The sequence below is a fragment of the Natroniella acetigena genome (assembly GCF_023227745.1).
In the GTDB taxonomy this organism is placed as follows: domain Bacteria; phylum Bacillota; class Halanaerobiia; order Halobacteroidales; family Halobacteroidaceae; genus Natroniella; species Natroniella acetigena.
In genome coordinates this window covers 1-12,402 of sequence record NZ_JALKBX010000067.1, presented here as the reverse complement: position 1 = coordinate 12,402, position 12,402 = coordinate 1, and the positions used below count along the sequence as shown (strand labels likewise).

9 protein-coding genes, 1 pseudogene and 1 riboswitch are annotated in these 12,402 nt (G+C 30.8%); of the genes and pseudogenes, 9 read left to right on the top strand and 1 reads right to left on the bottom strand.

The features are described 5' to 3' along the window. From MWH25_RS11540 to nhaC, 5 genes are all read left to right on the top strand, one after another. Positions 1 to 821: hypothetical protein (locus MWH25_RS11540; RefSeq protein WP_248627799.1), on the top strand; the 821-nt coding region annotated here is incomplete at its 5' end. 39 nt (positions 822 to 860) lie between these two features. Further along, on the top strand, positions 861 to 1,082 hold the full coding sequence (locus tag MWH25_RS11535; RefSeq protein ID WP_282706958.1) for an SUMF1/EgtB/PvdO family nonheme iron enzyme: 222 nt from the start codon (positions 861 to 863) through the stop codon (positions 1,080 to 1,082). Between the two features lie 245 nt (positions 1,083 to 1,327). Further along, positions 1,328 to 3,166, top strand: coding sequence for a patatin-like phospholipase family protein (locus MWH25_RS11530; RefSeq protein ID WP_345947258.1), 1,839 nt, complete (start codon positions 1,328 to 1,330; stop codon positions 3,164 to 3,166). Between the two features lie 595 nt (positions 3,167 to 3,761). Then, positions 3,762 to 5,585: a methyl-accepting chemotaxis protein gene (locus tag MWH25_RS11525; protein ID WP_248627797.1), complete on the top strand. Its 1,824-nt coding sequence runs from the start codon at positions 3,762 to 3,764 to the stop codon at positions 5,583 to 5,585. A 220-nt stretch (positions 5,586 to 5,805) separates the two neighbouring features. Beyond that, on the top strand, positions 5,806 to 7,230 hold the full coding sequence (gene nhaC, locus MWH25_RS11520) for a Na+/H+ antiporter NhaC (RefSeq protein ID WP_248627796.1): 1,425 nt from the start codon (positions 5,806 to 5,808) through the stop codon (positions 7,228 to 7,230). Between the two features lie 111 nt (positions 7,231 to 7,341). Here nhaC and MWH25_RS11515 read toward each other — a convergent pair whose 3' ends face one another. Further along, on the bottom strand, positions 7,342 to 7,485 hold the full coding sequence (locus MWH25_RS11515; RefSeq protein WP_248627795.1) for a hypothetical protein: 144 nt from the start codon (positions 7,483 to 7,485) through the stop codon (positions 7,342 to 7,344). A 364-nt stretch (positions 7,486 to 7,849) separates the two neighbouring features. After that, positions 7,850 to 7,943, top strand: a riboswitch (glycine riboswitch). 321 nt (positions 7,944 to 8,264) lie between these two features. Between MWH25_RS11515 and MWH25_RS11510 the strand changes: the two genes are divergently transcribed. From MWH25_RS11510 to MWH25_RS11495, 4 genes and pseudogenes are all read left to right on the top strand, one after another. Then, positions 8,265 to 8,645 carry a GrdX family protein gene (locus MWH25_RS11510; protein ID WP_248627794.1) on the top strand — a complete coding sequence of 127 codons (381 nt, stop codon included), beginning with the start codon at positions 8,265 to 8,267 and terminating at the stop codon, positions 8,643 to 8,645. Positions 8,646 to 8,902: 257 nt separating this feature from the next. Next, on the top strand, positions 8,903 to 10,189 hold the full coding sequence (locus MWH25_RS11505; protein WP_248627793.1) for a glycine/sarcosine/betaine reductase component B subunit: 1,287 nt from the start codon (positions 8,903 to 8,905) through the stop codon (positions 10,187 to 10,189). Between the two features lie 276 nt (positions 10,190 to 10,465). After that, positions 10,466 to 11,764, top strand: a complete 1,299-nt coding sequence (gene grdB / locus MWH25_RS11500) for a glycine reductase complex selenoprotein B (RefSeq protein WP_248627792.1) — start codon at positions 10,466 to 10,468, stop codon at positions 11,762 to 11,764. Between the two features lie 354 nt (positions 11,765 to 12,118). After that, positions 12,119 to 12,244: pseudogene (locus tag MWH25_RS11495) on the top strand (IS200/IS605 family accessory protein TnpB-related protein); the annotation flags it as partial. Between the last annotated feature and the right edge of the window lie 158 nt (positions 12,245 to 12,402).

Genomic DNA, 12,402 nt, shown 5'->3' with positions numbered 1-12,402 from the left:
AAAATAAAAAAGATAAAAATAAAAAAGATAAAAATAAAAAAGATAAAAATAAAAAAGATAAAAATAAAAAAGATAAATTCATAGCTAATATAATAAAATCTAAGTTGACTGCTGGAATTTTAAAAAAACAAGAAGAGAAAGAAATATATGAGATAGGAAGAGATAAAGGATATACAAATAAAGAAATAGAATCAATGTTATCTGCAACTTTAAAGAAAACAAATAAAAGTCATGGAAGAAAAGTAGTTAATTTTTTAAAAATCATATTAAATACAGTTATAGGATTATTTAAAAATATTTCTTCAAATTTCAAAAATAAGAAAGAAACTGAATCTAAAAAAACCATTTTAGAGAGGTTAGTTATAAGATTAATTAATTTTGTCCAAGTTGTTAGACTTATGTTAAATATATTTATAAAATTAGTTAAATCTTTTCCTTCAAAGTTTCCTAGCTTTTTAAAAACTATCTTTGTAATTTATGTTGTAGGAGTTATTTTTAGTATAATTGGATCTGCTTTTGGTATGATTGGGTTTTTCCTTTGGGGTTTAATTATTATAGCAATTATCTTGAAGTTTTTTCTTTATGATTTAGCTAAAAAGATTTGGGATATATGTATGTCTTCGAGTATAACTAACAAAAGAATTGTTATGTCTAGAAGTTCTTTTTTAGTCGGAACTATAATTATGTTTATTTTTATAATAGCTTTTGCAATAGTTATAGATTATTATAGTGGATTTTTATCTTTGGTTTTTGCTTTTGGCTATGGTATTTACCTTAGTAAATTTAATAAAATTTTAGAGATAATAGATAATTATAAGTGAAAAATTCAGGAGTGATTATTTATCTTTGCAGGTAATGAATTGATTAAAGTGGAAGGTGGAAGTTTCCTAATGGGGGAAAAGAAGTTTGAACATAAAGTCAAATTGGATAGTTTTCTCGCTGGAAAGTATGAAGTATCAACCAAAGAATATATAAGATTTCTTAATTATAAAGAGATAAATAGTAAAAGAAATTATAAGGTAAATAAGTTAATAGACTTGTCATCATTTTTATCTGCAGTAAATTATAATAAAGATCAATAGGGCAAACAAAGAATTTAAAAGCAGGTACTTTAATAGGATATAAATATAGAATTGTAAAGACACTTGGCAAGGTGGATTTGGGATAACTTATCTTGTTGAAGACAAAAATATGCAGTTAAAGGATTATTTGTAGGTGATGCCTGTGTAAGGACAAGCCAAAGCACTATCGTAGGGATAACAAAAAAGATGATTTTAAAAATTTAAAGAGAAATTTAGAGATGAGATGAACTTATTAAGGGAGTTGAATTGCAATTAGTTCAAAAATAAAGATAGTTTTAATAATATTATTAGTTGTTTTATTTAAAATTCAAATATCTGCACTTGCAAATGATTTAAATGATAATGAAATTTTAGTTAAAGAAGGAGGGGAAAATTATATTATAGAGTATAACCCTCGCTTAAAAGATGATTTTAGTGTAGGTTTAGCTTTAAGTGGGGGTGGAGCTAAAGCTTTTTATAATATCGGGGTAATTAAAGCTTTAGAAGAAAAAGGTATTCCTATAGATTTAATTGTAGGTACAAGTATGGGATCGATTGTGGGGACGATGTATGGTAGTGGGCTTTCTATTGCTCAAATTGAAGAGTTAGTTACAGAAATTCCTTTTGAGAATATGTTTGATTTAAATTTGGGTACTCGAGAATCTTTATTAACTACTTATAAGGTTAATCAATTTTTAGAGGAGATAGCTTTTGATAGAAGGTTAGAAAAAACTGTAATTCCTACTGCTTTATTAAGTTATGATTTAACTAGTGGTACAAAGTTTATCCATACTTCAGGTAACATTTCAGAGGTAATTCAAAGTTCTTATGCTATTCCTTATTATTTTCCTCCATATCAGTTTGGCAATAGATTTCTTATTGATCCAGGTATTGTAGAGATAACTCCTGTTAAGGCGGCAAAAGCCTTGGGATCAGATTTTGTAATTGGTACTATCTCATTTGAAAAAGGTCATGATCTAGTTTATGATTCTCCAAGTAAAGCTATAAATAGGTTTATGGATTTAGTACAGCAAGAAAATACCGATAATATACTTGAAGATTATGCAGATGTTTTGATTGAAGTAGATGTAAGTGGTTATACATTCACTGATTTTGATAAAGCTGATAGATTAATTGAAATTGGTTATTTAACAACTAAAGAAGAAATTTCAAATATTAAAAAGAGCTTAAGCAAGAAAAATATTTCTTTACAAGAATCTAAGACTAGAGATAAGCGAGATCTTTCGCTTCTTTTAAATGATCTTGAATATGATAGGCTATTGATTGATAAACAGCGATTTAGACCTTTATTTTATTATGGTAGAGATCAGTCTTCTTTTAAGCAGGATTTATTCAGAAGTGAATATCATAAGTCACAATTTGGATTTGAACTTAATCAAAAACATTTGGATACTAGATTTCTAGTGCAAGAAAATATTAATGAGAGTGTAGAGTTAGACTTAAGGTGGAAAAAATTAAGTCAAAATACCGACTTAAAGTCTACTATTAGAGGACAAGATGAACTAGATAATACTGATTGGAAATTAGGTATCAAGTATTATGCAGATAATTATACTTGGGGGTTAGGTAGGGCTTCATTTAGGGATGAAGATTTTAATTATTTAGATAATAAATTTAATCTTTCTTCAGATGAATTTGTTTTGCAAGGAGAGAGTAATTTATTAATTGAACCTAGTATTGAGTCTTTTAAAGTTTTACATAGTTTAAAGGGGACTTTCAATCCAAGTCGACGTTGGACTATAACTTCTAAATTAGTTTATAATGATACCTTAAGCATAGAATCTCCAATTATTTATCGTGGTTTAAAACCTGACAAGTATGTAAAAAATCAATATTCACTAGAGTTTGGTTATAATTATAGGTTGGTCAATACTGTTGATGTAATACATTTTTTACAATTAAGAGAAGTTAAGCCTTATTTATTCTTTGATTATGAAGGGAATAATGAATTATTGGTATCAGGTATAGGAGTTGAATTCAACTTAAATTTATTAGGTTTAAAGCCACTTGATTTTAAATTGTATACTGCTTATGATGAGGAAGAAGAGTTTTTATTTGGTTTAGACTTTAATTTTAATTATTAAGATATTCACTAGTGTTGCACCGTTTTTTATAAAAAGATTTTAAAATAAAAGAAACTAATTTCTATATTCCAGGAAAACAACCAAAAATGAGAATCAGTCGCATGAACATTATATTAAATAATCAAAATAGTATTTACTCTATTATCAAAAGATTTACTACTCATTTTTGCTAACTATTATAGCAATTTTTCACTAAGAAGTCTTTTAAGAGGTTCTTTTTATATAAATCATCTTTATTTTTTGATTGTCAAAAAATAAAAGGATTATTGACTAATAATGAATAAATAATTAATATATCGAGCTTTTTAAGATTGTAAAGATTTAATATATTTAATTTGTTAACTCTCCTATCTTATAATAGTTACTAATAACCTTATAACTACCTTCACAAGCAGTTAATTAAAGAGGGAGGTTATACCTGACTAGTTAGTATTGTATTAATACAAATGGAGGGAACAAATAATGAATTTGTTATTATAATTCTATTTATAATTTTTATTCACTTATTTATCCAATAATATTCTTAAAAACTTAAATGTGAGGTGTTAAAATGCTTATAAAAGAAAAAATTAGAGGAAGTATTGGAAACAAAATTATGGTCATTATAGTTGGGGTGAGTATAATTTTATTTTCAGCAATTATATTCATTTCAAATTCTATTATCACTACCAGAATATTTAATCTAGTTGATGACACTGTTATGGAAAATACTGAAGAGAATGTTGAATTTATTGGCGATTGGTTTCAAGAAAGAATATTTCAGCTAGAGGATTATGCTATTACTCCAATGATTAAAAGTTTAGAGTGGAATCAGGCAGAAAATTTTTTAAAGAATAGAAATGAGCAATATTCAGATATTTATGAGATCTTATTCATTGCAGATAACAATGGTTTTTTTCAAGCAACCGATGGATCAACAGGTGATGTAAGTGATTTAGATTATTATCTAAAGGCTATGGATGGAGAGAGTGCTATAGCAGACCCTTTTATCTCTAGAGCAACAGGTAATTTAATTACAGTGGTTGCAGCTCCTATTTGGAGTAATCAAGAGCCTATAGGGGTTATGGGAGGAACTATTAATTTAGAAAACTTTACTGAATTTATTGCTGGTTTAGGAATAGACCATGAAGACTCTTTTTCTTATGTAATAAACAATGAAGGAGAAATAGTAACCCATCCTGATGAATCTTTAATACTAGAAACAAATATTACAAAACTAGAAGAAACTAAAGAGATAGCAGAAGATATATTAGCTACTGAAAACGGAAGAGAAGAGTATATATTAGATGGAGCAAGAACCCATGCTTACTACCATGAAATTCCTGGAACTAATGGTTGGAAATTAGTAACTAGAGTACCACACGATTTCATAAACCAACCAATAACTAATGTTAGAAACACTTTAATTATTATGCTTGTAATTGCTTTATTAGTTTTATTATTTATTGGATTTAAGATTGGTAATTATATCAGTAATATTTTAAAACTAATAGTAAAAGACTGTGAAACTATGGCAGAAGGTGATTTTACTAATGTAAGAGAAGAGTGGCTAGAAAGAAAAGATGAGATAGGTAGATTAGAGCGAGCCTTTAATAAAATAAATTCATCTATGCAGAAAATAATAACCAACATTTCAGATAAAACTGAAGATATGTCAGCTTATAGCGAGGAGTTATCAGCATCAGCCCAAGAAGGCAATGCAACCATAGAGACTACCAATAATTTAATAGATAATATGTCGGTAAGTATTCAACAAATTTCAGCCAGTGCCCAACAGGTAGCAAGTTTTTCTCAAGAAGCTAATTCACAGACTAGTATAGGTAGTGAAAATATCGATAAAACTGTAAATAGTATTAGAGAAATAAATAAAGAAATTGAAAAAACAGTAAAAGTAATTAACAATTTAGATAAAAACTCAGAGGAGATAGAACAAATTGTTGATATGATTACAAGTATAGCTGAACAAACTAATTTATTGGCTTTAAATGCCTCTATAGAAGCTGCAAGGGCAGGGGAACATGGTCAAGGTTTTGCAGTAGTAGCAGAAGAGATAAGACAGTTAGCTGAAGAGACTGGAGAGGCAACAGATAAAATTACTAAATTAGTTACTAGAACCCAAAACCAATCTAAAAAAGGAATTGAGAAGATTAAAAAAGTAGATAAAAAAGCCAAAGAAGGTCAGGAAATTGTAGAAAAGACAGGACAAGTTTTTGATGCAATTCAAAATTCAGTAGAGGAAACATCAGTTCAAATAGAACAGACTGCAAATGCTACTAATGGGTTGGCCCAAAATAGTAGTGAAATTAAGAATGCTGGTAATGATATACAAAATATGTCTGATGAAGTTACTAATTCATCACAAGAGCTAGCACAGATGGCTCAAGAGTTACAGGAGTTAATAAGACAATTTAAAGTATAAATTTGTTACGCCCCCTAATATTTTGGACAAAATATTAGGGCCTAGATCAGACTGGTAACAAATGAATGCGTAAAAAGATTTAGAGTTTATACATAAAAAATTAGAGAAAAATAGTTGAAGAAGAAAATCTAATTAGTAATGTTGATGATTCTTTTGAAAAATTCTTAGATGAATTAGTACAGAAATTATCTATAAACAAAGAAGATGAAAGGAGAAAAAAATGAATCAAAAAAAGAGTTTAAGTGAAAGAGAACCATCTTTTTTAGAAGCTATTGTTGGTTTATTTTTGGTTGTTTTTGTCATTATTGGAGCAATAAGAACAGAATTAGTTTTACCATCAGCACTTGTTTTTGGAGCTATAACTGCTGCACTTTTTGCACTTTATCTTGGTTATAGCTGGGAGAAAATACAAAGTGGAATGATCGAGGGCATCCAAAATGGGATGATTGCTTGTTTGATTTTAATAGCAATAGGAATGGTTATAGGGGTGTGGATACTAGGAGGAACAGTCCAAACTTTAATTTATTTAGGTTTAAATTTACTGACACCTCAAATATATCTTCCTGTTACTTTTTTACTTTGTGGTATAACATCAGTTTTTATTGGGAGTTCACTTGGTACAATTGCCACTATGGGACTTGTGTTAATTGGAGTGGCACAAGGATTAGGAGTTCCATTAGGAATGGCTGCTGGAGCTATAACATCTGGAGCTATGTTTGGAGATAAATTATCTCCTTTATCTGACTCTACAAATCTAACTTCAGCAATATCTGGAGCAAAATTGTTTGATCATATTCGCTCTATGCTGTTAGTTACAGTTCCAGCAGCAATAATTTGTTTAATAATATACACACTTTTAGGAACTGTAGAAGTTGTTGGAACAACAGATTGGCAATCTATTGAAATGATACTTACAACTTTAGAATCTAATTTTAATTTGTCATTATTAACTTTAGTTCCTCCTGTTTTTGTTATAATTTTATCATATCTAAAAGTTCCTGCTTTAATTACATTAATGATAAGCTTCTTTTTGGGAGCTATTTTTGCTGTGATAACGCAGGGAGCAGATTTAAATTCTATACTTGTTGTTTCAACTGAAGGATTTGTTTCAGAAACAGGAGTTGAAATAGTTGATGATTTATTAACTCATGGTGGGATTGAAATGATGATGTCTACAGTGGCTATGATTATAGCAAGTACAGCCATGGGAGGAATTTTAGAAAAAATAGGTGTGCTTAAGGCTATTTTAGATAAATTATTAGAACATGTAAAAACTCCTCGAGGACTAGTTTTATCGGTATTAGCTGCTTCTTATCTAATGTTGCTTGCTTCTGGTGAGATGATGGTTTCTATAATAGTCCCGGGTAGAACTTTTAAACCAGCTTTTGAAAAGATGAATGTGAACTTAGCAGTTTTATCTCGAACATTAGAAAGTGCTGCTACATTAGGCTGTGCTGCTTTGCCTTGGGGAGTTGTAGCTATTTATTTACAAGGAATTTTAGGTGTTGGGTTAGAGTTTGTCCCTTATACTTTTATAAGTTTTCTCGTTCCTATTATAGTTATTATCTATGCTTTTGCTGATATTGGGATGTGGCGTACAGATATAAATTCTAATATAGATCTTCAAAGTCAATCAATAAATTAAATAAAATCCATATTTAAACACAATAAGTAGAGGTGGTTGTATGGATTATATTTTTAATATTTACTTTAGAATAAATTAAGAGGAATCAATTTGGATGTTTTAGATCAAATGTCACGATTTAGGCAGGATTTTGCTTAAAATAAAAAATCTACCCTTTTGGGTAGGTGCTATATTATCTAAAACTTCTGTTTTATCACTAATAAGAGCTACAGCTTTAGCATAGGATTCATCATCTTTATTAATATTTCTTTCCATAACCTACGTTGTATTTTTGTAGGTTAGTTGTGTTATAATAAGAATAATAAGTGGTAAAGATACAACCTTGAAATTGTATCCTCCACTTTCGTACAAGTGAATATATGGAGTTGCGACAACTAAACCTTTGTCGTGTAAAATGTTCAAGATATTGCACTTAAAAGTATACTAGAAGCAATCAATAAGTCTTCTAGGTTAGAAGTCGCCTTGACACCGACCGTTGTTACTAAATTAGATTGAAAGCTAGACTTTTTAGCCGGGGCTTTCAAGTGTAAAGCTGGTTTAGAAGGTGGTCAACGAACTATCAAGAATCTTCGTTGAGCAACGATAGTGAATCGGCAGGGAGTGTCAAATGACATTTTGGAGGAGTCTTAAGGGAGAGACTCATAGTTGGGTGCCGAAGGGGCAAAGAAGCATATGCTTTTCAAACTCCCAGGCGAAAAGATCTTAAGAAGACAAACTTTGGACTAATCTATTGGGGACAGAGAGAGCTGATATAATAAATTGGCTTTCTCTGTCCTTATTGTATATAAGTATGAATTTCATATAGAGAATACTTTCAGTTAAAAGAAAACATTAGAAAATTAAAAAATCTAATTGTTTTATAGCCTATAAGTGTTAATTGGTTTTAATTGTGCATCTTGTATTATCAATTGAAATGGGGTGCAGAAAGATTTAGATATCTGCCAAGTGTTGCAATAATAGGATTTAATTTGGGGAGGATCGTGAGAGGCTATGCTTTAAATTAAGAGTATTAATAGAGTGTAAGGGGGAATACTATGGACTATATAGTAGTAACCAATAATCCGTTAGTCCAAAAAAGTATAGATTTAAGTGTTGAGTATTGTAGTACTTTGGATGAAGTCATGTTTATGACTAGGGATTTTATTCATTTAGGATATGAGCTAATAACTCATCCACTAAGTGGAAGTGTAAAGCCAGTACAATGTCCGTACAAGTCTATTGTTTTAAAGAAGGATCAAAATAATATTAAAAGAAAAATGTTGGACTATCAAGCGGTAAAGATAATAGAGTCTGCTATAAAAAAAGTTGAGCAATTTAAAAAGAACCATATTTTTAGAGAGTATCCTAAGTCTGTATTAATTGATTATCAAACTATAGATTTTACTTTGCTTAAAAGTGGTCTTGATTCTATTTAATTAAGTTACTTAACGAGTATTCTCAGTTAAAAGAAAATATTAGAAGGCAAAATATTTAGTTGTAGGATGCTTTGTAAATATTGATGGTTTAAGTGTTTGTGGTTTTATGATTTTGAATTTCCTACGGGTCTTAAAAAATAAGACCTTTCGTGAAAACCATTGTAATAACAGGTTTTAATTTAGCAAATGGTTTTTATTACGGAAAGTCTAAGAAGACTTGTAGGGAGAGCACTAAAGTTATAAAAAGGGGGGGAGAAATGAAATTAGAATTAGGAAAAATATTAATTGATGATGTTAAGTTTGGAGACAAAATTGAAGTTAATGATGGAGTACTTACTGTTAATAAGGATAAGTTAATTGAAGAGGTATCTGAAGATAGTAGAATTGAATCTTTAGATATTGAACTAGCTAAGCCAGGAGATAGTGTTCGAATTATTCCAGTTAAGGATGTAATTGAGCCTAGAGTTAAGGTGGATGGTCCAGGAGATATCTTCCCAGGAGTTTTGGGAGGAGAAGAGATAGTAGGTTTAGGAAGAACTCATGCTTTAAAGGGAGTTGGAGTTGTAACTACAGGTGAAATAGTAGGTTTTCAAGAAGGAATTATTGATATGTCAGGTCCTGGTGCTGATTATACTCCTTTTTCTAGCTTAAATAATATTGTGGTTACTTGTGAAGTGGATAATGATTTAGCACAGTCTGAGTATGAAGAAGTTTCAAGAATGGTAGGTTTTAAAGCAGCAAAGTATATTGGAGAAGCAGCTAAGGAATTAGAGCCTGATGAAGTAGAAATATTTGAACATAAGCCATTCCCCGAGGCTATTGCAGAATATCCTAACTTACTTAAAGTAGGGTATGTTTACATGTTACAGACACAAGGTTTGTTACATGATACTTATGTATATGGAGTTGACGCTAAACAGATCTTACCAACTTTGATTTCTCCAACAGAAGTAATGGATGGAGCAATTGTAAGTGGCAATTGTGTATCTGCTTGTGATAAGAATACTACTTATGTACATTTGAATAATCCAATTATTAAGGATTTATATGAGCATCATGGTGAAGAGTATAACTTTATGGGAGTTATAATTACTAATGAAAATGTAACATTAGCTGATAAAGAGAGATCTTCAAATTATGTCGTTAAATTGGCAGAGCAGCTTGGGTTAGATGCAGTGATTATATCTCAAGAAGGGTTTGGTAATCCTGATGCAGATTTGATTATGAATTGTGCAAAATTAGAAGATAAAGGTATTAAGACAGTATTAACTACTGATGAATATGCTGGTAGAGATGGTTTATCTCAATCGTTAGCAGATGCTACTCCTAAAGCGGATGCTGTAGTAACTGCTGGAAATGCTAATCAAACAGTTACTTTACCTAGTATGGAGAAAGTAATTGGGCATCAAAAATTTGCTGATGTTATTGCTGGTGGCTTTGATGGTAGCTTGAATGAAGATGGTACTATTACAGTTGAAATTCAAGCAATTATTGGTGCTACTAATGAGCTTGGTTTTGGAAACTTGACTGCTAGAGAATACTAAAATTGAGTCTTCTCAGCTAAAAGAAAATATTGGAAGATAAAATATTTAGTCGTAGGATACTTTGTAAATATTGATGAGTTTAGTGTTTGTGGTTTTATGATTTTGAATTTAATTGTCAATTGTCAATTGTAAACTGTCAATTAGACGGGGGTGCAGAGAACTTAGTTATCTGCAAAGCACTGTAGTGATAGGCTTAAATTTAGCAAATGGTTTTTATTACGGAAAGTCTAATAAGACTTGTACGGAGAGTACTGAATTAAAAAAAGGGGGGGAGTAATGGCTTTACGTATAGTACATTATATAAATCAGTTTTTTGGTCAAATTGGTGGAGAAGAGAAAGCGCATATATCACCACAAATTGAAGATGGTCCAATAGGGCCTGGTAATGGAATTAATGCAGGATTAGGGGATAGTGGTGAAATTGTTAAGACAATCATTTGTGGAGATGACTACTTTAATGAGAATGCTGAAGATGCTAAAGCTGAGATTAAAGAGGTATTAGAAGAGGTAGAACCAGACTTAGTACTTGCAGGTCCTGCTTTTAATGCTGGACGTTATGGTATGGCTTGTGGTGGTGTAGCTGAGTTAGCTTGTGATGAACTAGATATTCCAGTAATTTCTGCTATGTATCCTGAAAATCCAGGTTATGAGATGTATAGAAATTATGCTTATATGATTGAAACATCCAACTCTGCAGCTGGAATGAGAGAAGCAATTCCAAATATGGTTAAGCTAATTAAGAGCTATGTTAAAAAAGATGGTAAATTGGGTCGACCACAAGAAGAAGGATATATGCCACGGGGCTTACGAAAGAATATGTTTACAGAAAAAAGGGGTTCTACTAGAGCAGTGGAAATGTTAATTAAGAAGATTAATGGAGAAGTATTTGAAACTGAATACCCAATGCCTAACTTTGATCGAGTAGCTCCGGTTGATCCAATAGAAGATTTAGCTAATACTAAAGTAGCTTTAGTTACATCTGGAGGTATTGTTCCTGATGGAAATCCAGATCGAGTGGAGTCTTCAAGTGCTTCTAAATATGGAGAGTATAAGATTACAGAGATGGGTGAGACTGCTCATGGTGGTTATGACCCAGTCTATGCTAATCAAGATCCTAATCGAGTTCTTCCAGTGGATGTACTAAAAGACTTAGAATCTGAAGGAGTAATTGGAGAGTTACATGAGATTTATTACTCTACTGTTGGTAATGGAACTGCCGTAGCAAGCTCTAAGGTTTTTGCTCAAGAGATTGCTGAAACATTAATTAATGATGGGGTTCAGGCAGTAATCTTAACTTCTACTTGAGGAACTTGTACTCGTTGCGGTGCAACGATGGTGAAAGAGATAGAAAGAGCTGGGTTACCGGTAGTTCACATAGCTACAGTAGTTCCAATTTCTACAACTGTTGGAGCTAATAGAATAGTTCCAGCTGTAGCCATTCCTCATCCACTAGGAAATCCAGATGAGAACCCTGAGAATGAGAAGAAAATTCGTAGAGAAATAGTAGAACAATCCCTTAAGGCATTACAAACTGAAATAGATGGGCAGACTGTTTTTGAAGATAAAGAAGAATAGATGTTGACAACACTAAATTTATTTGCTATTGGGCATAAGTTTATCTCTTTTCTATTATTGGTGTGATTACCAACATTTTATTGAAGGAGATAACTTAGGTCCATTTTTATATGGCTTGGTGGATAATTTTAACAAGTAACTACATAGAAAGAGTATTTATAATTTTGTGTGGAAAATAATCTTCAAATTATTAAAAGGTACCTTATTAAAAGGTGCTTTTATTTATTTAACCGCTTTCTAGTTTGATCTAAAGACAATAAATATTTGTCATATTCTAAATTTGCTAAATAATTACCTAAAGTAAAGAAGACTAATAAGCAATTTTATAGAACTCAATATTTCAAGTGTTCTAGTGTAATTGAAAGTTTAAAAGTAAAGAATATGCTTAAAAATTCTAAACTAATGAAAAGTATTTCTGATGTATCTTGGTCTAAATTCCTTGAATATTTAAGCTATAAAGCTCAATGGTATGGTAGAGAATGTGCGACTTGTTGCAATTTAAAAAGAATTGCCTAGTATTATGGAGGCAACTCATAATAACTAGAACTGAAGGACTTAAACAGTCAAATGAGAGAGTAACGCCTTGAAGGGCTGTCATTAATACTCCGAATTGCATTAAATATGTTAAGGTACTTAAT